Genomic DNA, 25,193 nt, shown 5'->3' on the forward strand with positions numbered 1-25,193 from the left:
ATACGCTCATGAACGTGCTGGTCGAACTGATCGCGTTTGCGGTGGCGATCGGCGTGCTGGTCGTCGTGCATGAGTACGGGCATTACCGCGTCGCTCGCTGGTGCGGCGTCAAGGTGCTGCGCTTCTCGATCGGCTTCGGCGCGCCGGTCGCGCGCTGGGTCAGCAAGACGACGGGCACCGAATGGACGCTGTCCGCGCTGCCGCTCGGCGGCTACGTGAAGATGCTCGACGAGCGCGATCCGGGCGAAGGCATCCGCGCGGACGAATTGCCGCGCGCGTTCAACCGGCAGCCGGTCGGCAAGCGCATCGCGATCGTCGCGGCCGGCCCGATCGCGAATTTCCTGCTTGCGATTGCGCTCTTTTCGTTCGTGTTCGCGACGGGCGTGACCGAGCCCGCGGCGATCGTCGCACCGCCCGCGGCCGGCACGCCCGCCGCGGTTGCAGGTTTCGACGGCGGCGAGACGATCGTGTCGATTCGCGACGCGCGCGCGGGCGACGCGCGGGGCGGCGAGGCCGAGCCGGTGCGCTCGTGGTCCGACCTGCGCTGGAAGCTGCTTGGCGCGGCGTTCGACCGCAAGGACGTCGTGCTCGGCGCGCGCAATCGCGCCGACGGCACGACGTACGATTTCCGCGTCGATCTGCACGGCGTCACCGAGCGCGACGTCGACGACGAGTTCATGACGCGTCTCGGCTTCGAGCCGGGCGGCGGGTCGCTGACGGTGACGTCGGTGCTGCCGGGCGGCGCGGCGCAGCAGGCGGGGCTCGGGCCGGGCGACAAGCTCGTCGCGCTCGACGGCGCGCGCATCGGCGGCTCGACGCGCTTCATCGACGACGTGAAGGCGCACGCGGGCCGTAAGCTCTCGTTGAGAATCGAGCGCGCGGGCGTCGAGCGCACGGTGTCGATCGTGCCGCAGGCGCAGCGCGACGACGAGACGGGCAAGGAAGTGGGCCGCATCGGCGCCGCGCTCGCGCTGCAGACGCCGTCCGTCGACGTGCGCTACGGCGCGCTCGAGAGCATCGAGCTCGGCGTGCGGCGCACGTGGGACATCTCGGTTTATTCGCTGAAGATGTTCGGCAGGATGCTGACGGGCGAGGCGTCGCTGAAGAATCTGTCCGGGCCCGTGACGATCGCGGACTATGCGGGCAAGAGCGCGCGGCTCGGATGGTCGGCGTTCCTATCGTTCCTCGCCCTTGTCAGCATTAGCCTCGGCGTGCTGAACTTGCTGCCGATTCCCGTTTTGGACGGGGGGCATCTGTTATATTATCTGGTTGAAGCCGCGACCGGCAAGGCCGTATCGGAGCGCTGGCAACTGATTCTGCAAAGAGCGGGATTGATCTGCATCGTCGCGCTGTCGGCGATCGCGCTGTTCAACGATCTGGCTCGGTTGATCCATTTTTGACGCGTCGGGCGGTAGCCGCAAGGGCGGCCGCCTGATCTGATGCAAGCTTAAACACTGGGGATGCATGTTGTTCAAACCTCATCGCTTCGTACCTAAGACGGTTGCTGCCGCGGCGCTCGCCGCGCATGGTCTCGCGGCGCACGCAACGGCGCCCTTCGTGGTGCAGGACATCAAGATCGAAGGCTTGCAGCGCGTCGAGGCGGGTTCCGTGTTCGCGTACCTGCCGATCAAGCAGGGCGACACGTTCACCGACGACAAGGCATCCGAAGCGATTCGCGCGCTGTACGCGACGGGTTTCTTCAACGACGTGCGGATCGCGACGCAGGGCAACGTCGTGATCGTCCAGGTGCAGGAGCGTCCGGCGATCGCATCGATCGATTTCACCGGCATCAAGGAATTCGACAAGGACAACCTGAACAAGGCGCTGAAGGCGGTTGGCCTGTCGCAGGGCCGCTATTACGACAAGTCGCTCGTCGACAAGGCCGAGCAGGAGCTCAAGCGCCAGTACCTGACGCGCGGCTTCTACGCGGCGGAAGTGTCGACGACGGTCACGCCCGTCGACGCGAACCGCGTGTCGATCCTGTTCTCGGTCGCCGAGGGCCCGAGCGCGAAGATCCGCCAGATCAATTTCATCGGCAACAAGACGTTCAGCACGGGCACGCTGCGCGACGAGATGCAGCTGTCGACCCCGAACTGGTTCTCGTGGTACACGAAGAACGACCTGTACTCGAAGGAAAAGCTGACGGGCGACCTCGAGAACGTGCGCTCGTACTACCTGAACCGCGGGTATCTCGAGTTCAACATCGAGTCGACCCAGGTGTCGATCTCGCCCGACAAGAAGGACATGTACCTGACGGTGACGCTGCACGAAGGCGAGCCGTACACGGTATCGAGCGTGAAGCTCGCGGGCAATCTGCTGGATCGCCAGGCGGAGCTCGAGAAGCTGGTCAAGATCAAGCCGGGCGACCGCTTCTCGGCCGAGAAGCTGCAGCAGACGACGAAGGCGATCGTCGACAAGCTCGGCCAGTACGGCTATGCGTTCGCGACGGTGAACGCGCAGCCCGAGATCGACCAGGCGTCGCACAAGGTCGGCCTCACGCTCGTCGTCGATCCGAGCCGCCGCGTGTACGTGCGGCGGATCAACATCGTCGGCAACACGCGCACGCGCGACGAAGTGGTGCGCCGCGAAATGCGCCAGCTCGAGAGCTCGTGGTTCGATTCGAGCCGCCTCGCGTTGTCGAAGGACCGGGTCAACCGTCTCGGCTACTTCACCGACGTCGACGTGACGACGGTTCCCGTCGAGGGCACGAACGACCAGGTCGACGTGAACGTGAAGGTCGCCGAAAAGCCGACGGGCGCGATCACGCTGGGCGCGGGCTTCTCGTCGACGGACAAGGTCGTGCTGTCGGCGGGCATCTCGCAGGACAACGTGTTCGGCTCGGGCACGAGCCTTGCAGTGAACGTGAACACCGCGAAGAGCTACCGTACGCTGACCGTCACGCAGGTCGATCCGTACTTCACCGTCGACGGCATCAAGCGGATCACCGACGTGTTCTACCGCACGTACCAGCCGCTCTATTACTCGACGAACTCGAGCTTCCGGATCATCACGGCGGGCGGCAACCTGAAGTTCGGCATCCCGTTCTCGGAAACCGATACGGTTTATTTCGGCGCGGGCTTCGAGCAGAACCGCCTCGATGTCGATACGAATACGCCGCAGTCGTATCAGGACTACGTGCAGCAATTCGGCCGCGTGTCGAACACGGTGCCGCTGACGGTCGCTTGGTCGCGCGACGGGCGCGACAGCGCGTTGATCCCGAGCCGCGGCTACTTCACGCAGGCGAACATCGAATACGGCGTGCCGGTCGGCAAGATCCAGTACTACAAGGCGGACGTGCAGGCGCAGTACTACTACTCGTTCGCGCGCGGCTTCATCCTGGGCCTGAACCTGCAAGGCGGCTACGGCAACGGCATCGGCAACCCGTATCCGATCTTCAAGAACTACTACGCGGGCGGTATCGGCTCCGTGCGCGGCTACGAGCCGAGCTCGCTCGGCCCGCGGGACACGAAGACGAACGATCCGATCGGCGGCTCGAAGATGATCGTCGGCAACATCGAGCTGACGTTCCCGCTGCCGGGCACGGGCTACGACCGCACGCTGCGCGTGTTCACGTTCCTCGACGGCGGCAACGTGTGGGGCAACGCGCCGGGCGGCACGAGCACGGGCGCGAACGGCCTGCGCTACGGCTACGGTATCGGTCTTGCGTGGATCTCGCCGATCGGGCCGCTCAAGCTGAGCTTGGGCTTCCCGCTGCAGAAGCACGAAGGCGATCAGTATCAGAAATTCCAGTTCCAGATCGGAACGGCGTTCTGATCGATCAGGCACTGACTACAGCATCGAGAGGGTAATCTTGCTAACCGGTAAGTTTTCGAAACGAGTGATGTGCGCGCTGGCGCTTGCCGCCGCGCTCGGCGCGACGCTCGCGCACGCGCAGGACGTCGCGCGGATCGCGGCCGTCAATTCGGATCGGATCCTGCGCGAGTCGGCGCCCGCCAAGGCCGCGCAAACGAAACTCGAAGCCGAGTTCGCGAAGCGCGACAAGGATCTGCAGGACATGGCCGCGCGCCTGAAGTCGATGTCCGACGCGCTCGACAAGAACGGTCCGACGTTGTCGGCCAACGAGCGTGCGCAGAAGCAGCGCGACCTCGCGCAGCTCGACACCGATTTCCAGCGCAAGCAGCGCGAGTTTCGCGAGGATCTGAACCAGCGCCGCAACGAAGAGCTCGCGGCGGTGCTCGACAAGGCGAACAAGGTGATCAAGCAGATCGCCGAGCAGCAGAACTACGATCTGATCGTGCAGGAAGCGGTGTACGTGAGCCCGCGCATCGACATCACCGACAAGGTGCTGAAGGCGCTCTCGTCGCCTTCGAGCCTGTCGAACTGAACGGAGCGAACGTCGAATGGCATTGACGCTTGAGGCGCTCGTCGCGCGATTCGGCGGCGAGATCGTCGGCGACGGCGGGCGCGAGGTCGGCGGTCTCGCGCCGCTCGATCAGGCGGGCCCGCAGCAGCTCGCGTTCCTCGCGAATCCGAAATATCTCGCGCAAGTCGAGACGACGGGCGCCGCCGCGGTGCTGATCGCGCCGCGCGATCTCGAGAAGCTCGGCGCGGCCGCGAACGGCCGCAACTTCATCGTCACGCCGAATCCGTACGCGTACTTCGCGCGCGTCGCGCAGATGTTCATCGATCTCGCTGCACCGCAGCGCGCCGCGGGCGTGCATCCGAGCGCGACGATCGATCCCGCCGCGCAGGTCGCCGCGAGCGCGGTGATCGGCCCGCACGTGACGGTCGAGGCGGGCGCCGTGATCGGCGAGCGCGTGCAGCTCGATGCGAGCGTGTTCGTCGGGCGCGGCACGCGGATCGGCGACGACTCGCACCTGTATCCGAACGTCGCGATTTATCACGGCTGCACGCTCGGGCCGCGCGCGATCGTCCATTCGGGCGCCGTGATTGGCTCCGACGGCTTCGGCTTCGCGCCGGATTTCGTCGGCGAAGGCGATGCGCGTACGGGCGCCTGGGTCAAGATTCCGCAGGTCGGCGGCGTGAAGGTCGGCCCCGACGTCGAGATCGGCGCGAACACGACGATCGACCGCGGCGCGATGGCGGACACCGTCATCGAAGAATGCGTGAAGATCGACAACCTCGTGCAGATCGGCCACAACTGCCGGATCGGCGCGTACACGGTGATCGCCGGCTGCGCGGGCATCGCGGGCAGCACGACGATCGGCAGGCATTGCATGATCGGCGGCGCGGTGGGCATCGCGGGCCACGTGACGCTCGGCGATGGCGTGATCGTTACCGCGAAGTCCGGCGTATCGAAGTCGCTGCCGAAGGCGGGCATCTATACGAGCGCGTTTCCGGCCGTCGAGCACGGCGACTGGAACAAGAGCGCGGCGCTCGTGCGCAACCTGGACAAATTGCGCGACCGGATCAAGGCGCTCGAGACCGCGCTGGCCGCGCGGGAAGGCGACGCCGGCGGCGCATGAACCCACGCGTCGGCCGGGGATCGCACGGGGCAGCTTGCAGGCTGCCCGGCGCGCCGGCCGACCGAACCGAGCGCCGTTTTTCCCGACGCGGCCCGCATCAGCATTTGCAGTCATCACCGCGCAACCCAACCATTGCGTGAGACGAACCATCATGAGCTCTGAAAAAATCAACTTCGACATCCATAAGATCCTCACGCTGCTGCCGCACCGCTATCCGATTCTGCTCGTCGATCGCGTGCTCGAACTCGAGCCGCACAAGTCCATCAAAGCGTTGAAGAACGTGACGGTCAACGAGCCGTTCTTCACAGGCCATTTCCCGAAGCGGCCGGTGATGCCGGGCGTGCTGATCATCGAGGCGCTCGCGCAGGCGGCCGCGCTCCTCACGTTTGCCGAGGCGCAGCCGAAGGACCCGGAGAATACGCTGTACTACTTCGTCGGCATCGATAATGCGCGCTTCAAGCGCGTCGTCGAGCCGGGCGACCAGCTGATCCTGAACGTGACGTTCGAGCGCTACATTCGCGGCATCTGGAAGTTCAAGGCCGTCGCGGAAGTGGACGGCAAGGTCGCGGCGGAAGCCGAGCTGATGTGCACGGTCAAGACGGCCGACGCGGCGCCCTGAGCGCGCGGCGCGCAAGGCTACGCAACGCGACATAGACATTGAGAGGCAACGGCGCATGAGCAGGATTCACCCCACGGCGATCATCGAGCCGGGCGCGCAGATCCACGAGACGGCCGAGATCGGCCCGTATGCGATCGTCGGTCCGAACGTGACGATCGGCGCGCGGACCACGATCGGTTCGCACAGCGTGATCGAAGGCCATACGACGATCGGCGAAGACAATCGCATCGGCCATTACGCGTCGGTGGGCGGCCGTCCGCAGGACATGAAGTACAAAGACGAGCCGACGAAGCTCGTGATCGGCGATCGCAACACGATCCGCGAATTCACGACGATTCACACGGGCACCGTGCAGGACACGGGCGTCACGACGCTCGGCGACGACAACTGGATCATGGCGTACGTGCATATCGGCCACGACTGCCGCGTCGGCAGCCACGTGATCCTGTCGAGCAACGCGCAGATGGCGGGGCACGTCGAGATCGGCGACTGGGCGATCGTCGGGGGGATGTCGGGCGTCCACCAGTTCGTGCGGATCGGCGCGCATTCGATGCTGGGCGGCGCGTCGGCGCTCGTGCAGGACATTCCGCCTTTTGTCATCGCCGCGGGCAACAAGGCCGAGCCGCACGGAATCAACGTCGAGGGGCTGCGCCGCCGCGGTTTCTCGCCCGATGCGATCTCCGCGCTGCGCAGCGCGTACCGGATACTGTACAAGAACGGCCTGTCGCTCGAAGAGGCGAAGGTCCAGCTGCGCGAGCTCGCGCAGGCGGGCGGCGACGGCGACGCGGCCGTCAAGGCGCTAGCCGACTTCGTCGAGACGTCGCAGCGCGGCATCATTCGCTGAACGATGGCGTTCCAACTCACACCGCTGCGCGTCGCGCTCGTCGCGGGCGAGCCGTCGGGCGATCTGCTCGGTGCGTCGCTCCTCGGCGGGCTGCATGCGCGGCTGCCCGCATCGTCCCGCTATTACGGGATCGGCGGGCCGCGCATGACCGCCGTGGATTTCGACGCGCACTGGCCGATGGAAAAGCTCGCGGTGCGCGGCTACGTCGAGGCGCTCAAGCACATTCCCGAAATCCTGCGCATTCGCGGCGAGCTGAAGCGTCAACTGCTCGCCGAGCCGCCCGACGCGTTCATCGGCATCGATGCGCCCGACTTCAACTTCGGCCTCGAGCAGGCGCTGCGCGGCGCAGGCATCCCGACGATCCACTTCGTCTGCCCGTCGATCTGGGCGTGGCGCGGGGGGCGGATCAAGAAGATCGTCAAGGCCGTCGACCACATGCTGTGCCTGTTCCCGTTCGAGCCCGAACTGCTCGAGAAGGCGGGCGTCGCGGCGACGTTCGTCGGCCATCCGCTTGCCGACGAAATTCCGCTCGAGCCCGACATGCACGGCGCGCGGATCGCGCTCGGCCTGCCGGAGAGCGGCCCCGTGATCGCGGTGCTGCCGGGCAGCCGCCGCTCCGAGATCGAGCTGATCGGCCCGACGTTCTTCGACGCGATGGAGCTGATGCAGCAGCGCGAGCCCGGCGTGCGTTTCGTCGTGCCGGCCGCGACGCCCGCGCTGCGCGAGCTGCTGCAGCCGCTCGTCGACGCGCATCCGTTGCTGTCGGTCACGTTGACCGAGGGGCGCGCGCAGGTCGCGATGACGGCGGCCGACGCGATCCTCGTGAAGAGCGGCACCGTGACGCTCGAGGCGGCGCTCCTCAAGAAGCCGATGGTGATCTCGTACAAGGTGCCCTGGCTCACCGGGCAGATCATGCGCCGGCAGGGCTACCTGCCGTACGTCGGGCTGCCGAACATTCTCGCGGGGCGCTTCGTCGTGCCCGAGCTGCTGCAACACTTCGCGACGCCCGACGCGCTTGCCGACGCGACGCTCACGCAGTTGCGCGACGACGCGAACCGCCGCGCGCTCACCGAAATCTTCACCGACATGCATCTCGCGCTGCGCCAGAACACCGCGCAGCGCGCGGCGGAGGCCGTCGCGCGGGTGATCGACGACAGGAAGCCGCGCTGATGGCCGCGACTCGCAAACCCCGTGGGGCCGCGGCCGGCGCGGCCCAGCCGGCGCTCGAGTTCGATGCGCCGGGCGAGATCGTCTGCGGCGTCGACGAAGCAGGGCGCGGCCCGCTCGCCGGGCCCGTCGTCGCGGCCGCCGTCGTGCTCGACCCGGCGCGGCCGATCGTGGGGCTCGACGATTCGAAGGCGCTGTCCGCGAAGAAGCGCGAGCGGCTCTTCGACGAAATCGTCGCGCATTCGCTCGCGTACTGCGTTGCGTCGGCGAGCGTCGAGGAAATCGATACGCTCAACATACTGCACGCGACGATGCTTGCGATGAAGCGCGCCGTCGAAGGGCTCGCGGTGCGGCCGACGCTCGCGAAGATCGACGGCAACCGCTGTCCGACGCTTGCGATCCGCAGCGAGGCGATTGTCGGCGGCGACGCGCTCGTGGCGAGCATCTCGGCCGCGTCGATTCTCGCGAAGGTCACGCGCGACCGGATGCTCGTCGAGCTGCACGCGCAGTTCCCGATGTACGGATTCGACGTTCATGCGGGCTACGGCACGCCGAAACACCTCGCGGCGCTGCGCGAGCACGGCCCGTGCGAGCATCACCGCCGTTCGTTCGCGCCCGTGCGCGCGGCGTTCGATCTGATTCGATGAAAGCAATCACTTCCCGCGACAATCCGCTGTACAAGCGCCTGAAGGCGCTCGCGGGCTCGACGCATCAGCAGCGCCGCGGCGGCCAGGCGCTGCTCGAGGGGCTCCATCTCGCGAGCGCCTATCTCGATGCGGCCGGGCAGCCGGAGCTGTGCGTCGTCACCGACGGCGCGTTCGCGCACGCGGAGGCGCGCGAGATCGTCGCGCGCGTCGAGCCGGCGCGGCTCGTCACGCTGCCCGATGCGCTCTTCGGTCAACTGTCGAACGTCGTCCACGGCGTCGGTCTGCTGCTGCTCGTCGCCCGGCCGGCGCCCGCGCTGCCGGAGCGCGTCGCGCACACGGCGGTCGTGCTCGACGGCGTGCAGGACGCGGGCAACGTCGGTTCGATCCTGCGCAGCGCGGCCGCGGCGGGCGTGAAGCAGGCGTTCTGCACACCGGGCACCGCATATGCGTGGTCGTCGAAGGTGCTGCGCTCGGCGATGGGCGCGCACTTTCTGCTCGACATCCACGAGGACGTCGCCGCCGACACGCTGATCGAGCGGCTCGCGGCCCCGGTCGCGCTGACCGATTCGCACGGCGCGCGCGCGATCTACGACTGCGATTTGTCCGGGCCGGTCGTGTGGGTGTTCGGCAACGAGGGGGCGGGCGTATCCGCACGCTGGCGCGACGCGGCGACGCATCGCGTGACGATTCCGCAGCCGGGCGGGATGGAATCGTTGAACGTGGCTGCTGCGGCGGCGATTTGTCTTTTTGAGCAGTGTCGGCAGCAACGCGCGCGCGGCGTGTGACGCACGCGCGTTTCCTTCTCTCTTCTGTTACGCGATTGGCGCGCTAGGCGCGGTGAGTGCGCTTGCGCGGCGCACGGCCTGAAACGCGATGCTCGCGATGTCGGCGGCCGGCATCGCGATGCCGATCAATGATGCCGCGGGCGACGCGCGTCGCCGCGCATGCCGGATGCAGCGGCGTTGGGGGGGCGCAAGCGCCGCGGCGCGCGAGCGGCGCTTGCATCGCCGCCGTCGCGGGCCTGCATCAATACGATTGCCGTTCCTCGAGCTTGATTTCCTGCAGGATCGTCGTCGCGATCTCCTCGATCGACTTGTGCGTCGACGACAGCCATTTGACCCCTTCGCGCCGCATCATCGCTTCCGCCTCGTTGATTTCGTAGCGGCAGTTCTCCGGCGCGGCGTACTTGCTGCCGGGGCGGCGCTCGTTGCGGATTTCGGAGAGGCGCATCGGGTCGATCGACAATCCGAACAGCTTGTCGCGGTGCGGGTGGAGCGGCGTCGGCAGCTTGCCGCGCTCGAAGTCTTCCGGGATCAGCGGATAGTTCGCCGCCTTCACGCCGTACTGCATCGCGAGATAGAGGCTGGTCGGCGTCTTGCCGCTGCGCGACACGCCGATCAGGATCACGTCCGCGTCGGCGAGATTGCGGTTGGACTGGCCGTCGTCGTGCGCGAGCGAGAAGTTGATCGCTTCGATCCGCGTCTTGTATTCATCGGTGTCCGCGTTCTGGTGAACGCGGCCCATCGCATGGCTCGACTTCAGCTGCAGCTCCTGTTCGAGCGGCTCGACGAAGCGCTGGAACATGTCGAGCACGAGCGCGTTCGAGCGCTTGACGATCTCGTTCGATTCGCCGTCGACGAGCGTCGTGAACACGATCGGCCGGCGGCCGTCGTGCTGCGCGGTGTCGTTGATTTTCTGGACGGTGCCGTACGCCTTCTCGAGCGAATCGATGAACGGCACGCGCACGAGCCGGAACTTCTGGTCGAACTGGGACAGGATCGAATGCGCGAAGGTTTCGGCGGTGATCCCGGTGCCGTCGGAGACGATGAATACGGTTGGAAGCATGAATCGGAGCGTCGAGCGTGTGCGTGGCGGCCGCGCGCGGCCGGGAAGCGGTCATTCTAGCAGGCGCGGGCGCGCGGTCCGGGCGACGGCGAAGCGTCGCCGGCGGCGCCCGAGCGTCGCGCCGCTCGACGATATGACGAACGATCAATCCGGATTCGACGATAAGCATTTGCGTATTGAGCAATAGTCGATGCGTGCATTCATCGGAATGATCTGTAATATTTCGTAATGCTGTTCGAAAGGTGGCAATGGCGAGCCGTATCATGTCGCCGAATGAATGTTTTCGCCGCGCAAATCAGTTTGTCGAGTTGCCTTGGTTGATTCGGAATCCTACTGATTGCCGATCGGCCCTTGGCGTGGACGGGCGGCGGCATTCGTTCATTGCCGCATCGCGGGCGAGGCCGGAGGAGCGGCGGCGCATGCGTGCGGACAGCAGTCGTGGGGCAGTGGTACTCGAGCAGTTCGGCGGTTCGATTTGTTTGAGTTTCGACTTTATTCAAACCAAATGAGGAACGACGAAATGACGTCAAGAAAATGGGCCAACCCTCGCGCTTCGCAAGCGAAGCGTGTGATTTGCGCGGCGACGTTTTGCGCCGCGACCACGCTGACGGCGCACGCCGCCGCGCCGGCGTGGGTCGATACGCAGACCCGCGCGTATCCGGCATTCCCGCAGCAGGCGTCGGCGGCGACGTTTGCGGCCGGCAAGGCGATCGACGCGGCGCCCGGCGAGCCGGTGCGGGTGGTCGTCAGTCTCAATCTCAACGACGAAGCGAGGCTCGATCGCTTTCTGCGCGATCTGCATACGCCCGGCAACGCCGCGTACGGCCGGCATCTGACGCCCGCCGAATTCGCCGCGCAGTACGCGCCGACGCAACAGCAGGTCGCGCTCGTCGAAGCGCATCTGCGCCGGTCCGGATTTCGCGACATCCAGGTGTCGCCGAACCGGCTGCTGATCTCGGCGACGGGCACCGCGGCCGCGGTCAAGACGGCGTTCAACACGCGGTTGAAGAGCTTCACGCTCGAAGGTCGGCGCGTGCACGCGAACCAGGACACGGCGCAGGCGCCGGCCGCGCTCGGCAGCATCGTCGGCGCGGTGCTCGGGCTCGACAGCGCGACGCTCGCTCACACGTACAACCGCCGGGCGGCCGTGACGGGCGCCGTCGGCGGCGCGAAGGCGTCGCTTGCGGCGCGCGCGAGCGACGCGACCGCGAACGCGGCCGCGAGCGGCACGCCGGTGCTGACGGGCCACGATCCGCTCGAATTCTCGCAAATCTACCGCGCGGGCTCGACGCCGACGGCGTCGCAGACGACGGTCGGCGTCATCATGGCGGGCGACGCGGCGCCCGTGCTGCGGGATCTCGGCACCTTCGCGGCGAAAGCGGGGCTCGCGCGCGTGGCCGCGAGCGTCACGCGCACCGGGCCGCCCGGCAGCGACTACAGCGACAACTCGGGCCTGAGCGAGTGGGACATGGACAGCCAGGCGATCGTCGGCGCGGCGGGCGGGCAGGTGAAGGGGATCGTGTTCTACGCGGCGCCGTCGATGTTGCTGACCGACATCACCGAAGCATATAACCGGGCCGTCATCGACAACGTCGCGAAGGTCATCAACGTGTCGCTCGGCGTGTGCGAGGCGGATGCGCGCGCCGCCGGCACGCAGGCGGCCGACGACCGGATCTTCAAGAGCGCGGTCGCGCAGGGGCAGACCTTCGCCGTCGCGGCGGGCGACGCCGGCGCGTACGAGTGCAGCGTGAGCCGCGTTTCCGGCGGGCAGGGCGTGCCGGCGCGATCGAACTATTCGGTGAGCGAGCCCGCGACGTCGCCGTACGTCGTCGCGGTCGGCGGCACGACGCTGTCGACCGACAAGTCGACGGGCGCCTACGCCGGTGAAGCCGCGTGGAACGAGGGGCTGCAGCCGATCGGCGTGTACGATCCGTACGGCAGTTACGATTCGACGCAGCGCCTGTGGGCGACGGGCGGCGGCTACAGCAAGAACGAAGCGGTGCCGGCGTGGCAGCGCAGCGTGCTCGGCACGTCGGCGAGGACGCGCGCGGTGCCGGACGTCGCGTTCGAGGCGGACGGCCGCAGCGGCGCGCACGTCTACGTGAACGGGCAGATCGAGCAGTGGGGCGGCACGAGCCTCGCCGCGCCGATCTTCACGGGGATCTGGGCGCGCTTGCAATCCGACAATGGCAACCGGCTCGGCTTTCCGCTCGCGAGCCTTTATCGCTACGTTCCGTCCAACGGCACGCTGGTGCACGACGTGACGTCCGGCAACAACGGCTCGGGCGGCTACGGCTACAAGGCGGGCACCGGCTGGGACCCGGTGACGGGCTTCGGCAGCTTCGACATCGGGAACCTCGCCGCATTCGTCAAGAAGACGGCGGATTTCGCGCGATAGGGCCCGGCGCGCCGCTCGGCGCGCGGGCCGCGGCGGCGCGGGCGGCGGGAGCCGCGCCCGGCTTTTGCGCGCCGTTTCGCATCGCCGCGCCCCGCTCGGCGTCGCGCTATGCTCGTGCGGGCGCCGTGCGCGAGCGGCGCTCCACTCGTCGAACGACAAAGGATCGATCGTGACAAAAAGAAAAGGATTCGCCGTGGCCGCGTTGTGCGCGTTCGCGTTGATCGGGCGCGCGGCCGCGCAAACGCTGCCGTTGCCCGACGGCCTGATCGACCTCGGCAGCGGCGCCGGCGAGCACATGCTGGCCGAGAGCGGCGCGCGCAGCGCATACGTGCCGCTCGGCAGTCACTTCGTCACGCAGAAAACCGAGAGCTATTGCGGCGTCGCGTCGCTCGTGATGGTGCTGAACGCGCTGCGCGTGCCGGCGCCCGCCGCCGCGCAATATCCGCCGTTCCACTACTTCACGCAGGACAACGTGCTCAACGACGCGACCGAGAAGATCCGTCCGCAGGCGCAGATCGAGCAGCACGGGATGACGCTCGATCAACTGGGGGCGCTCGCGAACGCGCTCGGCGCGCGCGGCGACGTGCGCCATGCGTCCGATGCGTCGGTCGATGCGTTTCGCGCGGACGCGGTCGCGCATCTCGGCCGCCCGGGGCGCTACGTGCTCGTCAACTACCTGCGCAGCCGCCTCGGCCAGCAAACGGGCGGCCACATCTCGCCGCTTGGCGCGTACGACGCCGCGGCCGACCGCTTCCTGATCCTCGACGTGTCCCGTTACAAATACCCGCCTGTCTGGGTGAGGGCGGCCGATCTGTACGCGGCGATGAACACGCCCGATGCGGACAACGGCGGCCGCAGTCGCGGCTACGTGCTCATCGGCGGGGCGACGGCGGGGCGTTGATGCGTGCGGCGGCGACGTGCCGGCCCGCGGGGTGGGCGCACCCGTCGTCCGACAGGCGCGAGGCCGCACGACGCGGGCGGCGCCGGCGCAAGATTGCGGCGAGTCGGTCGGCCCGCCGCCCGTGCGTCGTTTGCGTCGGGGAGCGGGAACCCGGCATTCGGCGCGCCGAATGCCTGAATGCCTGAATGCCTGAACGCCCGAACGCCCGAACGCCCGAACACCCGAACACCCGAACACCCGAACACCCGAACACCCGAACACCCGAACACCCGAATGCCCGAATGCCCGAATGCCCGAATGCCCAATGCCCAATGCCCAATGCCTGCACTCAAACGCCCGTACACCGCCCCGACGAAAAGCGACAGACCGGCCAAGCCCCTGCCGGCAAGGCGTCCCGACTTGCCCGGCGCGTCGAAACCGCGCGCTAGAGCCCCATTGCGAGCGGGTTGCGCCACATCCGCTGGCCGTCACGGTAGAATAGCGGCAACCTGTTGGATAAGCCCTTGCGGCTGAAGCGCGGCGCAGCCGCGATTCGGGTCGCGATGCGCTACGGATTCCCGGCAAGTTCGGCGATTTGTCTGCTTTTTCGCCTTTCTGCCGGGATTTTTGCAAGTGCGCCGGAGTCGTCCCGTCCCTGCGAAGGCTTATCCGACAGGTTGTGCAATGCGTGTCCCGCTTTTTGCAGGCGGCCGCGCTCCGAGCCCGTTGCACGATCGAGCATTTTTTTCACACTTAGGGGCTTGTATGACTAACGCAGCAAACGTCGCAAAGGATCAGGCGTATGTAATTCCGTTCGAGCAGTTGCGAATGACCGATGTCGAAATCGTCGGCGGCAAGAATGCGTCGCTGGGCGAGATGATCAGTCAACTGGCTGAGGCAGGCGTACGCGTGCCCACCGGTTTCGCAACGACCGCGCTCGCATTTCGCGACTTCCTCCAGCACAACAAGCTCACGGAGCGCATCGCGCAACGTCTCGAGTCGCTCGACGTCGACGACGTGAAGGCACTCGCCGAAGCCGGCGCCGAGATCCGCCGATGGATCGTCGACGCGCCGATGCAGTCGCGCCTCGAACAGGAGATCCGTGCGCAGTTCGAGATCCTGAAGAACGGCTCGCCGGGCGAGCTGTCGTTTGCCGTGCGCTCGTCCGCGACCGCGGAAGACCTGCCGGACGCATCGTTCGCGGGCCAGCAGGAGTCGTATCTGAACGTCGTCGGCATCGAAGACGTGCTCGACCGCATGAAACACGTGTTCGCGTCGCTCTACAACGACCGCGCGATCTCGTACCGCGTGCACAAGGGCTTCACGCACGCCGAAGTCGCGCTGTCGGCCGGCGTGCAGCGCATGGTCCGCTCGGACGTCGGCGCGGCCGGCGTGATGTTTACGATCGACACCGAATCGGGCTTCAAGGAAGCCGTGTTCATCACCGCGAGCTACGGCCTCGGCGAGACCGTCGTGCAGGGCGCGGTGAACCCGGACGAGTTCTACGTGTTCAAGACGACGCTCGCGCAGGACAAGTACCCGATCATCCGCCGCTCGATCGGCTCGAAGCTGATCAAGATGGAGTTCACGCAGCCGGGCGAGCCGGGCCGCGTGAAGACGGTCGACGTGCCGCACGAGCAGCGCAACCGCTACTCGATCACCGACGAGGACGTGATCGAGCTCGCGAAGTACGCGGTCATCATCGAGAAGCACTACCAGCGCCCGATGGACATCGAGTGGGGCAAGGACGGCCGCGACGGCAAGATCTTCATCCTGCAGGCGCGCCCGGAGACGGTGAAGAGCCAGGCCCACGGCAAGGTCGAGCAGCGCTTCAAGCTGAAGGGCCAGTCGCAGGTGCTCGCGACGGGCCGCGCGATCGGCCAGAAGATCGGCGCGGGCCCCGTGCGCGTGATCCACGATCCGTCCGAGATGGAGCGCGTGCAGCCGGGCGACGTGCTCGTCGCCGACATGACCGACCCGAACTGGGAGCCGGTGATGAAGCGCGCGTCCGCGATCGTCACGAACCGCGGCGGCCGCACCTGCCACGCGGCGATCATCGCGCGCGAGCTCGGCGTGCCGGCGGTGGTCGGCTGCGGCGACGCGACCGACGTGCTGAAGGACGGCTCGCTCGTCACCGTGTCGTGCGCGGAGGGCGACGAAGGCAAGATCTACGACGGCCTGCTCGAGACCGAAGTGTCCGAGGTGCAGCGCGGCGAACTGCCGCCCGTGCCGGTCAAGATCATGATGAACGTCGGCAACCCGCAGCTCGCATTCGACTTCTCGCAGCTGCCGAACGCGGGCGTCGGCCTCGCGCGCCTCGAGTTCATCATCAACAACAACATCGGCGTGCACCCGAAGGCGATCCTCGAGTATCCGAACGTCGACGCCGACCTGAAGAAGGCGGTCGAAAGCGTCGCGCGCGGCCACGCGTCGCCGCGCGCGTTCTACGTCGACAAGCTGACGGAAGGCATCGCGACGATCGCGGCGGCGTTCTATCCGAAGCCCGTGATCGTGCGCCTGTCCGACTTCAAGTCGAACGAGTACAAGAAGCTGATCGGCGGCTCGCGCTACGAGCCGGACGAGGAAAACCCGATGCTCGGCTTCCGCGGCGCGTCGCGCTACATCGCCGAGGATTTCGCGCAGGCGTTCGAGATGGAGTGCATCGCGCTCAAGCGCGTGCGCGACGAGATGGGCCTCGCGAACGTCGAGATCATGGTGCCGTTCGTGCGCACCGTGAAGCAGGCGGAGCGCGTCGTCGGCCTGCTCGAGAAGTTCGGCCTGAAGCGCGGCGACAACGGCCTGCGCCTCATCATGATGTGCGAAGTGCCGTCGAACGCGATCCTCGCCGAAGAGTTCCTGCAGCACTTCGACGGCTTCTCGATCGGCTCGAACGATCTGACGCAGCTGACGCTCGGCCTCGACCGCGACTCGGGCATGGAACTGCTCGCCGTCGACTTCGACGAGCGCGATCCGGCCGTGAAGTTCATGTTGAAGCGCGCGATCGACACCTGCCGCAAGCTCGGCAAGTATGTCGGCATCTGCGGCCAGGGCCCGTCCGATCACCCGGATTTCGCGAAGTGGCTCGCCGACGAAGGCATCGCGTCGATCTCGCTGAACCCGGACACGGTCATCGACACGTGGCAGGCGCTCGCCGCCAAGCAATAACCGGCAGCGGTGATCGTTCGTCCGGGCGGCGGTCGTCGGATCGCCGTTTGAATGAAGGCAAATTGCAAGGTTCGTGCTATAAACACCCCGGTAACGCCGGGGTGTTTTTCTTTGTGCAACGGGAGGGGCGATGGTGTCAGGGCAGTTTTTCTGGTGGATCGGCGTCGGGGTGTTCGTCATCGCGGAACTGCTGACGGGAACGTTCTACCTGCTGATGATCGCGCTCGGCTTCCTCGCGGGCGGCCTCGTGCATCTCGCGGGCGCGCCCGTCGCGTGGCAGTTCGCCGCCGCCGCGCTCGTCGCGAGCGTCGCCGTGATCGTGCTCCGGCGCTCGGGGCTCGGCCGCAAGCAGAAGCGCGACGCGTCCGCGAATCCCGACATCAACATCGACATCGGCGCGACGATCACGGTCAGGCACTGGCATGATCGCCGCGCCCGCGCGCAGTATCGCGGCGCGCAATGGGACGTCGAGCTCGCCGCCGGCGAGCGCGAGGACGCGCATCTGTACGAAGTGCGCGCGGTGCGCGGCAATTGCCTCATCGTCGCCGCGAAGCCGTCGGCCTGACCGCACGCGTGCTCGCGCGTTCGGCTTTCACATTTCAACCAGGAGGACCAGCTTCATGGATTCGTTGATCGTCTGGGCGGTGCTGCTCGTCATCGCTTTCGTGATCGTGTCGCAGACGGTGAAGATCGTGCCGCAGCAGCACGCGTGGGTGCTCGAGCGGTTCGGCCGCTATCACGCGACGCTGTCGCCGGGCCTGAACATCGTGCTGCCGTTCGTCGACCGGATCGCCTACCGGCACGTGCTGAAGGAAATCCCGCTCGACGTGCCGAGCCAGATCTGCATCACGCGCGACAACACGCAACTGCAGGTGGACGGCGTGCTGTACTTCCAGGTCACCGATCCGATGAAGGCGTCGTACGGGGCGAGCAACTTCGTGCTCGCGATCACGCAGCTCGCGCAGACCACGCTGCGCTCGGTGATCGGCAAGCTCGAGCTCGACAAGACGTTCGAGGAGCGCGACTTCATCAATCACAGCATCGTGTCGGCGCTCGACGAGGCGGCGTCGAATTGGGGCGTGAAGGTGCTGCGCTACGAGATCAAGGATCTGACGCCGCCGAAGGAGATCCTGCATGCGATGCAGGCGCAGATCACCGCGGAGCGCGAGAAGCGCGCGCTGATCGCCGCGTCCGAAGGGCGCAAGCAGGAGCAGATCAACCTCGCGTCGGGCGCGCGCGAGGCGGCGATCCAGAAATCGGAGGGCGAGAGGCAGGCGGCGATCAACCAGGCGCAGGGCGAGGCGGCCGCGATTCTCGCCGTGGCCGAGGCGAACGCGCAGGCGATCCAGAAGATCGCGCAGGCGATCCAGTCGCAGGGCGGGATGGACGCGGTGAACCTGAAGGTCGCCGAGCAGTACGTCGGCGCGTTCGGCAATCTCGCGAAGGCGGGCAACACGCTGATCGTGCCGTCGAACCTGTCGGACCTGAGCACGGCGATCGCGTCGGCGCTCGCGATCGTGAACCGCGGTGCGCCGGGCGCGGCAGGCTCGGGCGCGAGCAAGGGCTGAGCGCCGCCGTCGGCGGGATGAAGAAAAGGCCCGCTTTTTCGAGTCGATCGAAGCGGGCCTTTTCGATGTCGGCGCATCGCGCGGCGGATGAAGTGCGCCGCGGGCGGGCGCGCGGCGTGCGGCAAAGCGTCGCGCGGTACGCGTTACGCGGCCGAGCGCATGATCCGCGCTTTTTCGCGTTCCCAGTCGCGTTTCTTTTCGGTTTCGCGCTTGTCGTGCAGTTTCTTGCCCTTGGCGAGGCCGATCTCGCATTTGACGCGGCCGCCTTTGTAGTGGAAGTTCAGCGGCACGAGCGTATAGCCGCGCTGCTCGACCTTGCCGATCAGTTTCTTGATCTCGTCGCGATGCAGCAGCAGCTTGCGGGTGCGGACCGGGTCAGGCTTGATGTGGGTCGAGGCCTCGGGCAGCGGGCTGATGTGCGTGCCGATCAGGAAGATCTCCGCGTTCTTCACGACGACGTAGCCTTCCTTGATCTGGCCGCGCCCGGCGCGCAGCGCCTTGACCTCCCACCCCTCGAGCACGAGCCCCGCTTCGTAGCGCTCTTCGATGTGGTAATCGAAAAACGCTTTTCTGTTGTCGATGATGCTCATGAAGGGAAATGGCCAACTCGTTTAAAATCACAATTTTAGCAAAGCGGGGCGGCGTTGGCCCGGCTTGCTCGTTTACCTTAGCGATGCCGCGCGATTTATGGCAGATGTCCAGAAAACCGTATTGATCCGCCATTCGGCGGAACAGATGTTCGACCTCGTCACCGACGTGGCCGATTACCCGAACTTCCTGCCTTGGTGCGGCGGCGTCGAGATTCGCCGTCGCGACGAAACCGGCATGGAGGCGCGGATCGACATCAACTTCAAGGGCATCAAGCAGCATTTCGCGACCCGCAACACGCAGGAGCGCCCGACCCGGATCGACATGGAGTTCGCCGACGGGCCGTTTCGCAAGTTCACCGGCTACTGGCGCTTCACGCCGCTGCGCGCGGACGCGTGCAAGATCGAATTCGCGCTGCATTACGAGTTCTCGAGCATCATCCTCGAGAAGATCATCGGGCCTGTGTTCACGCACATCGCGAGTACGTTCGTCGAATCGTTCGTGAAGCGCGCCGACCAGCGCTACGGCAAGGGGTGACGCAGATGCCGAAGGTCCAGGTCTGCTACGCGCTGCCCGAGCAACAGACGCTCGTCGCCGTCGACGTGCCGGCGGGCGCGACCGTGCGCGACGCGATCGACGCGAGCGGCGTGCTCGCGCGCCATCCGGACATCGATCTCGCGACGCTGAAGACGGGCATCCTCGGCAAGCTCGCGCCGCTCGACGCGCCCGTGGCCGATGGCGACCGCGTCGAGATCTACCGGCCGCTCATCGTCGATCCGAAGGTCGCGCGGCAGCGCCGCGTCGACAAGACCCGCCGCGAAGGCTCGATCGAAGGCCGCAAGTGGCTGCCGAAGGATTCGCGCTGAGCGGCGGCGCGCGGCGTGGGCGATTCGCCTGACGAAATTTCGCGGCGGCCCATGCGCGCGCTTTCCGGGCCGACGCCGGGCGAAGCTTCCGAAGAGAAATCCGAACTGACATATCCGAAGAAATATTCGGAGAAGCGTCCGGCGGAGGCCGCGCTCAATGCGCGCCGAGGTTCGCGTTGAGCGGATCGTCGGCCGCGCGCTTGCCGTCGCCGTGGCGGCGCACCGATCCGTAAACGCCCGCGAGCAGCAGCGCGAGCGCCGCGATCTCGAGCGCGCGCGGCAGGCGATGATCGAAAACGAAGCCGTACAGCAGCGCGAAGACGGTTTCGAACACGATCAACTGGCCCGACAGCGTGAGCGGCAGCCGCTTCGACGCCGCGTTCCACAGCCCGTTGCCGAGCCACGACGCGCCGATCGCGAGGCCGAGATTCAGCAGCCAGAACAACTGCCAGCGCGATGCGGGCAGCGCGGGCTGCAGCGCGCCGGCCGGCAGCGCGACGATGCCGATCCAGCACAGCCCGCCGATCAGGCCGGTGACGACGCCCCACAGCACCGACCATTCGTTGCCGTCGAAATGATGGTGGCGTTGCAGGTAGCGGGCGTTCGCGACCGCGTACCATGTCCAGCTCGCGAGCGCGCCCGCCGCGCACGCGATGCCGGCGAGCTTTTGCGAGAGCGTCGTCGCGTGCGCGGCTTCGGACGTGAACAGGTCGACGTTGATGCACGCGATGCCGGCCACGACGAGCGCGAGCGGGCCCGCGAGCCGCTTGAGCGGCACCGCGCCGTGGTCGCCGAGGCCGGCGAGCGTGACGGTGACGGGCAGCACGCCGACGATCAGCGAGCTGGGCGCGATGCCGATCAGATGCACGGCGCTCGACAACAACATGTAATAGGCGACGTTGCCGACGAGCGCGAGCTTGACGAGCGCGACGAGATCGTCGCGCGTCAAGCGCGCGGCGAGCGAGCGGGCGGCGGGCAGCGCGGCCGCGAGCGACACGAGGCCGTACATCGCATAGCGGCCCACGCTCAGCAGCAGCGGCGAAAAGTCGGTCAGAAGCCGCGGCACGAGAAACACCATCCCCCACAAGGCGCCTGCCAACACGCCATACACCACACCGCGCTGCATCGAATTCTCCGGCCATTTCACTGACGAGCGCGCATCTTAGCGAAGCGAGGCGGTGTCTGTCTTGTTCATTCCTGCACTCGGTCGGAGCGGCGTGGGCGTGGAGCGCGCCGGCTCGGCGGCTCGGTGTTGAGGCGGATCGCCGGCAATTGCGCGTGCCGCGTCGGCGGCGCGGCCTCATCGCTCGACGGCGGCGAGCGAAGTTTTGGCGCGCCTGTCGCCGTGTTTGCGCGTGACGCGCGGACGGACGTTGCGGCGCATGCCGCCCGTGGCTATTCGTCGGTCGAGCCGGCCGCGCGCCCCGCGCCGCCGCGTGCCGCGCCGTTTCGCGCGGGGCGGCGGACGGCTCGCACTTTCCCGCTGTTGCCGCCGCCGCAGAAGAAGCGCTCGCCGCCGTCGGATTCGAGCCCCGACACGCCCACGCCAGCCGGCATCTCGAGCGCTTCCAGCACGTCGCCCGTTCGCGGATCGATGCGGCGCAGCTCGCTCTCGTCGTTCTCCCACGTGCCGTGCCAGAGCTCGCCGTCGACCCACGTGACGCCGGTGACGAAGCGGTTCGATTCGATCGTCCGAAGAATCGCGCCTGTGTCGGGATCGATCTGATGAATCTTGCGATCGCGGTACTGGCCGACCCAGAGCGTGCCTTCCGCCCATGCGAGCCCGGAATCGCCGCCGCCGCCGGGCGCGGGGATCGTCGCCAGCACGCGCCCCGTGTCCGGATCGATCTTGTGGATGCGATCCTCCGCGATCTGATACAGGTGCCGGCCGTCGAACGCCGTGCCCGCGTGCGCGGCGACACCGATGGAGCGCAGCGTCGCCCCGCTCGCCGGGTCGAGCGCGTTCAGTTTGTCGCCGGACGCGAACCATACGCGATGGCCGTCGTACGTGAGCCCGTGCACGCTGTCGACGCCTGCGAACGGGCCATATTCCCGAATGATTTCGGCTGCGGATCGTTTCATGTCTTCGCCTTCCGGTCGATCGATGGCGCCATCCTAATCGCCCGGCAGCGCGGCCGGGAGTAACAAGGCTGTCGCGAATCCGGGCACGGGCGGGGTGGTCCAGCGGCGCGCGCGCCCGCGGCCGAACGACTGCGCCTTGCCTGCCGTCGCGAGCGCGTCGAGCGAGCGCTGCACGGTGCGCTGGCTCGCGCCGAGCGCGAGCGCGAGCGCCGAGCTCGACCACGACTCGCCGTCGGCGAGCAGGGCGAGCACCGCCGCGTGCGCGTCCTCGACCGGGCGCGCGAGCACGGCCACGTCGCGCGCGCGGCGCGGCGTCAGCGCGAATCCTCGCTTCGTCGCATGAATGTCGGCGAGCGCGCCGAGCATCGCGCGCAGCCGTCCGATTTCGACGCGCAGGCGCGCGCGATGCGTTTCGTCCATGCGTTTCGCGCGGAACGCGCGGGCGACGAGCGCGTCCCGCGGCACGTCGCCCGGCCAGGCCTCGCCGAGCGCGCGCGCCAGCGCGAACAGCACGGGACGTCTCGCGAGCGAGACCGTCGCGCGCGCATCGCGCACGACGTGGCGGCACGCGTCGACGACGAGCGATTGCGATGCGCGCCACGCTTCGACGTCGTCGAGCCGCAGCGCGCGTTCTTCGCCGCGCGCGATGAGGCGCGCCGCGGGCGCGTCGAGCACGCGCGACGCGTGCTCGACCTCGGCCGTCAGCGCGGGAATGCCGGCCTCGCGCGCGGCGCGCCCGGCGTCGGCGAGCGCCGCGCGCGCGGTCTTCGTTCTGATCCGCCGCAGCGCGATCCCCGCGACGATCAGCGCGTGCGTGGCTTGCAAGGCGGGCGGCAAGGTGGCCGGATCAAGCGCGGCGAGCGTGCGCTCGGCTTCGTCGAGGCGGCCGATTAGCAACAGGCGCCGGACTTCGAGATAGCGCGCATGCGCGGCGTTCGCGCGGTCGCCGTGCGCCTCCAGCGTCGTGCGCGCGGCTTCGAGCGCCTTCTCGGGCCAACCGAGCTCGCGCGACGCGAGCGCGATCTCGGCTTCGGCGACGACGCATCGCGCGCGGGCGACGGCTTCCTTCGCGCCGAACGCGCGGGCCGCGCTTCGCACGAGCGCCTTCGCCCGCGCGAAATCGCCGAGCTGGGCCATCGCGATGCCGCGCAGCGCGAGCGCGGGCGCGTCGTCGCGCAACGCGACGCGGTTCAGCGCGCCGAGCGGATCACCCGCCGCGAGCGCGCGCGCCGCGGCCGTGATCAGCGAGTCCATCGGAATCCCGCCACACTTGTCACTCCCACCGTTCGAAGCCCGCGACTAATCTACCACCACGATCACGCAACCCGCGCGCCGGTTCGCGAATCGGGCGAGCTGCGCGCGACACGAAAAAGGAGGGACGATCGATGGCGACTCACACGATTGGGACGCGCGACGAATGGCTCGCCGCGCGGCTCGAACTGCTCGATGCGGAAAAGGCGCACACGCGGCGCGGCGACGAACTCGCGCGGCTGCGCCGGGCGCTGCCCTGGGTGCGCGTCGACAAGGCGTATCGATTCGAGACCGACGAAGGACGCACGTCGCTCGCGGAGCTGTTTCGCGGCCGCTCGCAACTGCTCGTCTACCACTTCATGTTCGGGCCCGACTACACGGCCGGATGCCCGTCGTGCTCGGCGATCGCGGACGGCTTCGACGGCTTCGTCGTTCACCTCGCGCATCACGACGTCACGCTGTCGGCGGTGTCGCGCGCGCCGCTCGCGAAGCTGCAGGCGTACCGCAAGCGCATGGGATGGACGTTTCCGTGGGCGTCGTCGCTCGACAGCGACTTCAACTACGACTTCAACGTGTCGTTCACGCAAGCGCAGCAGCGCGACGGGACCGTCGAATACAACTATCGGCGCGGCGGCCATGCGATGGACGCGACGCCCGCGCCTGCGCCCGTCGCCGAATTCGCGGCCACCTGCGGGACCGATGCGCGCACGTACGCGCGCGATCGGCCCGGGATGAGCGCGTTCGTGCTCGAGGACGGCGTCGTCTATCACACGTATTCGACGTACGCGCGCGGGCTGGACGGCCTCTGGGGCATGTACCAGTGGCTCGATCGCGCGCCGAAGGGACGCAACGAAACGGGTGTCTGGTGGCGTCGCCATGACGAGTACGGCGAGCGCTGAGGGCGCGCGCGGTCGCCGCCTGCGCGACACCGGGCGCGGCGTCGCGCGGCACGCCGCCTTCGGGCGCGCGGCGCCGGGCGTGCTCGGCGGCGCGTCGGCGCTGCTTGGGGGCGCCGTCGCGGCGGCCGCGATCGCGTGGCTCGCGTCGATGCCCGCGACGGGCGACGCGCCGATGGCCGGCGGCGGGACGATGTCGGTGATTGGCGCGCGAGTGTGCGGACGGACGTGGGCGGGCGATGCGGCGTCGTTCGTCGGCATCTGGGCCGCGATGATGACGGCGATGATGTTGCCGTCGTTCGCGCCGATGCTCGTGCGCTGCGCGCGTTCGGTCGGCTGCGTGGGCGGGATTCGGGCCCGGCTGCGGGCTGGGCTGCGGGCCGTGTCGGTCGCGGTGGGGTATGGGTTCGTGTGGATCGCGGTCGGCATCGCCGTCTATGTGCTCGGCGCGGCGCTGGCGGCGGTCGAGATGCACGTGCCGGCGCTGGCGCGCGCCGCGCCGGTCGCGCGCGGCGTGGTCGTCGCGTGCGCGGGCGCGCTTCAGTTCACTGCGTGGAAGGCGCGCCATCTCGCATGCTGCCGTGAGGCGCCGCGCCGCTGCCGCGCGTTGCCCGCGAGCGCCGGCGCGGCCTGGCGGCACGGCGTGCATTTCGGCCTTCGCTGCTGTTGCTGCAGCGCGGGCCTCACGGCGAGCCTCGTCGTCCTGGGGATCATGGACCCGCCGACGATGGCGGCCGTGACGGCCGCGATCACGGCCGAGCGCCTCGCGCCGGCCGGTGAGCGTGTCGCGCGGGGCGTCGGGTGTGTCGGCGTCGCGGCGGGCATGATCCTGATCGCGCGAGCGGCCGGGCTCGGGTGACGCCGCAAGCGACGCGCGCGGCATCCGGCGCGGCGGGCAAGGCGCTCGCGCCGCGCTCTGCCGTCGGAGCA

Annotated in this window: 24 protein-coding genes and 1 pseudogene; 19 read left to right on the forward strand and 6 right to left on the reverse strand. The window is 67.9% G+C overall.

Features of this window, described 5'->3' with window-relative positions; translation table 11 throughout:
- The first annotated feature begins 8 nt into the window (after window positions 1-8).
- The 9 genes from rseP (at window position 9) to WS78_RS07505 (ending at window position 9,509) form a co-directional block, all read left to right on the forward strand.
- Window positions 9-1,400 carry an RIP metalloprotease RseP gene (rseP, locus tag WS78_RS07465; RefSeq protein WP_038745002.1) on the forward strand — a complete coding sequence of 464 codons (1,392 nt, stop codon included), beginning with the start codon at window positions 9-11 and terminating at the stop codon, window positions 1,398-1,400.
- Window positions 1,401-1,464: 64 nt separating this feature from the next.
- Entirely contained in the window at window positions 1,465-3,774 is a 2,310-nt protein-coding gene (gene bamA / locus WS78_RS07470) for an outer membrane protein assembly factor BamA (RefSeq protein ID WP_059574528.1), read from the forward strand.
- Between the two features lie 67 nt (window positions 3,775-3,841).
- Window positions 3,842-4,345 carry an OmpH family outer membrane protein gene (locus WS78_RS07475; RefSeq protein WP_038745004.1) on the forward strand — a complete coding sequence of 168 codons (504 nt, stop codon included), beginning with the start codon at window positions 3,842-3,844 and terminating at the stop codon, window positions 4,343-4,345.
- Window positions 4,346-4,361: 16 nt separating this feature from the next.
- Window positions 4,362-5,447 carry a UDP-3-O-(3-hydroxymyristoyl)glucosamine N-acyltransferase gene (lpxD, locus tag WS78_RS07480; RefSeq protein WP_059574530.1) on the forward strand — a complete coding sequence of 362 codons (1,086 nt, stop codon included), beginning with the start codon at window positions 4,362-4,364 and terminating at the stop codon, window positions 5,445-5,447.
- A gap of 151 nt (window positions 5,448-5,598) precedes the next feature.
- Window positions 5,599-6,066 (forward strand): 3-hydroxyacyl-ACP dehydratase FabZ, encoded by a 468-nt coding sequence (gene fabZ, locus WS78_RS07485; protein WP_038745009.1) that lies wholly within the window; start codon window positions 5,599-5,601, stop codon window positions 6,064-6,066.
- Window positions 6,067-6,121: 55 nt separating this feature from the next.
- The gene (gene lpxA, locus WS78_RS07490) at window positions 6,122-6,910 is read left to right on the forward strand and encodes an acyl-ACP--UDP-N-acetylglucosamine O-acyltransferase (protein WP_059574531.1); all 789 of its coding nucleotides are present in this window, start codon (window positions 6,122-6,124) and stop codon (window positions 6,908-6,910) included.
- 3 nt (window positions 6,911-6,913) lie between these two features.
- Window positions 6,914-8,080 (forward strand): lipid-A-disaccharide synthase, encoded by a 1,167-nt coding sequence (gene lpxB, locus WS78_RS07495; RefSeq protein WP_059574533.1) that lies wholly within the window; start codon window positions 6,914-6,916, stop codon window positions 8,078-8,080.
- Window positions 8,080-8,724, forward strand: a complete 645-nt coding sequence (rnhB, locus tag WS78_RS07500) for a ribonuclease HII (RefSeq protein ID WP_059574535.1) — start codon at window positions 8,080-8,082, stop codon at window positions 8,722-8,724. The genes lpxB and rnhB overlap by 1 nt, the downstream gene beginning before the upstream one ends.
- Entirely contained in the window at window positions 8,721-9,509 is a 789-nt protein-coding gene (locus WS78_RS07505; RefSeq protein ID WP_038745019.1) for a TrmH family RNA methyltransferase, read from the forward strand. The genes rnhB and WS78_RS07505 overlap by 4 nt, the downstream gene beginning before the upstream one ends.
- Window positions 9,510-9,750: 241 nt before the next feature.
- On the opposite strand, the gene ppsR is transcribed toward WS78_RS07505, so the two are convergent.
- Window positions 9,751-10,569 carry a posphoenolpyruvate synthetase regulatory kinase/phosphorylase PpsR gene (gene ppsR / locus WS78_RS07510; protein WP_038745021.1) on the reverse strand — a complete coding sequence of 273 codons (819 nt, stop codon included), beginning with the start codon at window positions 10,567-10,569 and terminating at the stop codon, window positions 9,751-9,753.
- Between the two features lie 248 nt (window positions 10,570-10,817).
- Between ppsR and WS78_RS35660 the strand changes: the two genes are divergently transcribed.
- The 3 genes and pseudogenes from WS78_RS35660 to WS78_RS07520 form a co-directional block, all read left to right on the forward strand.
- Window positions 10,818-11,078: a hypothetical protein gene (locus WS78_RS35660; RefSeq protein ID WP_145986752.1), complete on the forward strand. Its 261-nt coding sequence runs from the start codon at window positions 10,818-10,820 to the stop codon at window positions 11,076-11,078.
- Window positions 11,075-12,967, forward strand: coding sequence for a S53 family peptidase (locus tag WS78_RS07515; protein WP_059574537.1), 1,893 nt, complete (start codon window positions 11,075-11,077; stop codon window positions 12,965-12,967). The genes WS78_RS35660 and WS78_RS07515 overlap by 4 nt, the downstream gene beginning before the upstream one ends.
- A gap of 20 nt (window positions 12,968-12,987) precedes the next feature.
- Window positions 12,988-13,868, forward strand: a pseudogene (locus WS78_RS07520) (phytochelatin synthase family protein); the annotation flags it as partial.
- 547 nt (window positions 13,869-14,415) lie between these two features.
- Here WS78_RS07520 and WS78_RS36995 read toward each other — a convergent pair.
- Complete coding sequence (locus WS78_RS36995; RefSeq protein ID WP_156440113.1) at window positions 14,416-14,598, reverse strand: hypothetical protein; 183 nt, start codon at window positions 14,596-14,598, stop codon at window positions 14,416-14,418.
- Window positions 14,599-14,612: 14 nt separating this feature from the next.
- Here WS78_RS36995 and ppsA point away from each other — a divergent pair, with 14 nt between their 5' ends.
- From ppsA to WS78_RS07540, 3 genes are all read left to right on the forward strand, one after another.
- The gene (gene ppsA / locus WS78_RS07530; protein ID WP_038745025.1) at window positions 14,613-17,012 is read left to right on the forward strand and encodes a phosphoenolpyruvate synthase; all 2,400 of its coding nucleotides are present in this window, start codon (window positions 14,613-14,615) and stop codon (window positions 17,010-17,012) included.
- A gap of 130 nt (window positions 17,013-17,142) precedes the next feature.
- Entirely contained in the window at window positions 17,143-17,577 is a 435-nt protein-coding gene (locus WS78_RS07535; protein WP_059574539.1) for an NfeD family protein, read from the forward strand.
- A 55-nt stretch (window positions 17,578-17,632) separates the two neighbouring features.
- A complete protein-coding gene (locus WS78_RS07540; RefSeq protein ID WP_038745031.1) occupies window positions 17,633-18,580 on the forward strand; it encodes an SPFH domain-containing protein in 948 nt (315 codons plus the stop codon).
- A gap of 143 nt (window positions 18,581-18,723) precedes the next feature.
- Here WS78_RS07540 and smpB read toward each other — a convergent pair whose 3' ends face one another.
- Window positions 18,724-19,170, reverse strand: a complete 447-nt coding sequence (gene smpB, locus WS78_RS07545) for an SsrA-binding protein SmpB (RefSeq protein ID WP_038745032.1) — start codon at window positions 19,168-19,170, stop codon at window positions 18,724-18,726.
- A 97-nt stretch (window positions 19,171-19,267) separates the two neighbouring features.
- Here smpB and WS78_RS07550 point away from each other — a divergent pair, with 97 nt between their 5' ends.
- Together WS78_RS07550 and WS78_RS07555 are read left to right on the forward strand one after the other, a co-directional pair.
- Window positions 19,268-19,705, forward strand: coding sequence for a type II toxin-antitoxin system RatA family toxin (locus tag WS78_RS07550; protein ID WP_038745034.1), 438 nt, complete (start codon window positions 19,268-19,270; stop codon window positions 19,703-19,705).
- 5 nt (window positions 19,706-19,710) lie between these two features.
- A complete protein-coding gene (locus tag WS78_RS07555; protein WP_038745123.1) occupies window positions 19,711-20,034 on the forward strand; it encodes an RnfH family protein in 324 nt (107 codons plus the stop codon).
- 154 nt (window positions 20,035-20,188) lie between these two features.
- On the opposite strand, the gene WS78_RS07560 is transcribed toward WS78_RS07555, so the two are convergent.
- The 3 genes from WS78_RS07560 to WS78_RS07570 form a co-directional block, all read right to left on the reverse strand.
- Window positions 20,189-21,160, reverse strand: a complete 972-nt coding sequence (locus WS78_RS07560; protein WP_059574584.1) for a DMT family transporter — start codon at window positions 21,158-21,160, stop codon at window positions 20,189-20,191.
- A gap of 269 nt (window positions 21,161-21,429) precedes the next feature.
- Window positions 21,430-22,116 carry a Vgb family protein gene (locus WS78_RS07565; RefSeq protein WP_059574541.1) on the reverse strand — a complete coding sequence of 229 codons (687 nt, stop codon included), beginning with the start codon at window positions 22,114-22,116 and terminating at the stop codon, window positions 21,430-21,432.
- 33 nt (window positions 22,117-22,149) lie between these two features.
- A complete protein-coding gene (locus WS78_RS07570) occupies window positions 22,150-23,370 on the reverse strand; it encodes a hypothetical protein (protein ID WP_059574543.1) in 1,221 nt (406 codons plus the stop codon).
- Between the two features lie 131 nt (window positions 23,371-23,501).
- Between WS78_RS07570 and WS78_RS07575 the strand changes: the two genes are divergently transcribed.
- Together WS78_RS07575 and WS78_RS07580 are read left to right on the forward strand one after the other, a co-directional pair.
- Window positions 23,502-24,266 (forward strand): DUF899 domain-containing protein, encoded by a 765-nt coding sequence (locus WS78_RS07575; protein WP_059574545.1) that lies wholly within the window; start codon window positions 23,502-23,504, stop codon window positions 24,264-24,266.
- A complete protein-coding gene (locus tag WS78_RS07580; RefSeq protein ID WP_226377219.1) occupies window positions 24,244-25,122 on the forward strand; it encodes a DUF2182 domain-containing protein in 879 nt (292 codons plus the stop codon). The genes WS78_RS07575 and WS78_RS07580 overlap by 23 nt, the downstream gene beginning before the upstream one ends.
- The last annotated feature ends 71 nt before the right edge of the window (window positions 25,123-25,193 follow it).

This window comes from Burkholderia savannae (assembly GCF_001524445.2).
Taxonomy (GTDB): Bacteria; Pseudomonadota; Gammaproteobacteria; order Burkholderiales; family Burkholderiaceae; genus Burkholderia; species Burkholderia savannae.

Excerpts from the sequence above, each read along its gene's own strand:
- rseP (WP_038745002.1), top strand. The coding sequence starts at position 9 with ATGAACGTGCTGGTCGAACTGATCGCGTTTGCGGTGGCGATCGGCGTG.
- bamA (WP_059574528.1), top strand. The coding sequence starts at position 1,465 with ATGTTGTTCAAACCTCATCGCTTCGTACCTAAGACGGTTGCTGCCGCG.
- WS78_RS07475 (WP_038745004.1), top strand. The coding sequence starts at position 3,842 with ATGTGCGCGCTGGCGCTTGCCGCCGCGCTCGGCGCGACGCTCGCGCAC.
- lpxD (WP_059574530.1), top strand. The coding sequence starts at position 4,362 with ATGGCATTGACGCTTGAGGCGCTCGTCGCGCGATTCGGCGGCGAGATC.
- fabZ (WP_038745009.1), top strand. The coding sequence starts at position 5,599 with ATGAGCTCTGAAAAAATCAACTTCGACATCCATAAGATCCTCACGCTG.
- lpxA (WP_059574531.1), top strand. The coding sequence starts at position 6,122 with ATGAGCAGGATTCACCCCACGGCGATCATCGAGCCGGGCGCGCAGATC.
- lpxB (WP_059574533.1), top strand. The coding sequence starts at position 6,914 with ATGGCGTTCCAACTCACACCGCTGCGCGTCGCGCTCGTCGCGGGCGAG.
- rnhB (WP_059574535.1), top strand. The coding sequence starts at position 8,080 with ATGGCCGCGACTCGCAAACCCCGTGGGGCCGCGGCCGGCGCGGCCCAG.
- WS78_RS07505 (WP_038745019.1), top strand. The coding sequence starts at position 8,721 with ATGAAAGCAATCACTTCCCGCGACAATCCGCTGTACAAGCGCCTGAAG.
- ppsR (WP_038745021.1), bottom strand. The coding sequence starts at position 10,569 with ATGCTTCCAACCGTATTCATCGTCTCCGACGGCACCGGGATCACCGCC.
- WS78_RS35660 (WP_145986752.1), top strand. The coding sequence starts at position 10,818 with ATGGCGAGCCGTATCATGTCGCCGAATGAATGTTTTCGCCGCGCAAAT.
- WS78_RS07515 (WP_059574537.1), top strand. The coding sequence starts at position 11,075 with ATGAGGAACGACGAAATGACGTCAAGAAAATGGGCCAACCCTCGCGCT.
- ppsA (WP_038745025.1), top strand. The coding sequence starts at position 14,613 with ATGACTAACGCAGCAAACGTCGCAAAGGATCAGGCGTATGTAATTCCG.
- WS78_RS07535 (WP_059574539.1), top strand. The coding sequence starts at position 17,143 with ATGGTGTCAGGGCAGTTTTTCTGGTGGATCGGCGTCGGGGTGTTCGTC.
- WS78_RS07540 (WP_038745031.1), top strand. The coding sequence starts at position 17,633 with ATGGATTCGTTGATCGTCTGGGCGGTGCTGCTCGTCATCGCTTTCGTG.
- smpB (WP_038745032.1), bottom strand. The coding sequence starts at position 19,170 with ATGAGCATCATCGACAACAGAAAAGCGTTTTTCGATTACCACATCGAA.
- WS78_RS07550 (WP_038745034.1), top strand. The coding sequence starts at position 19,268 with ATGGCAGATGTCCAGAAAACCGTATTGATCCGCCATTCGGCGGAACAG.
- WS78_RS07555 (WP_038745123.1), top strand. The coding sequence starts at position 19,711 with ATGCCGAAGGTCCAGGTCTGCTACGCGCTGCCCGAGCAACAGACGCTC.
- WS78_RS07560 (WP_059574584.1), bottom strand. The coding sequence starts at position 21,160 with ATGCAGCGCGGTGTGGTGTATGGCGTGTTGGCAGGCGCCTTGTGGGGG.
- WS78_RS07565 (WP_059574541.1), bottom strand. The coding sequence starts at position 22,116 with ATGAAACGATCCGCAGCCGAAATCATTCGGGAATATGGCCCGTTCGCA.
- WS78_RS07570 (WP_059574543.1), bottom strand. The coding sequence starts at position 23,370 with ATGGACTCGCTGATCACGGCCGCGGCGCGCGCGCTCGCGGCGGGTGAT.
- WS78_RS07575 (WP_059574545.1), top strand. The coding sequence starts at position 23,502 with ATGGCGACTCACACGATTGGGACGCGCGACGAATGGCTCGCCGCGCGG.
- WS78_RS07580 (WP_226377219.1), top strand. The coding sequence starts at position 24,244 with ATGACGAGTACGGCGAGCGCTGAGGGCGCGCGCGGTCGCCGCCTGCGC.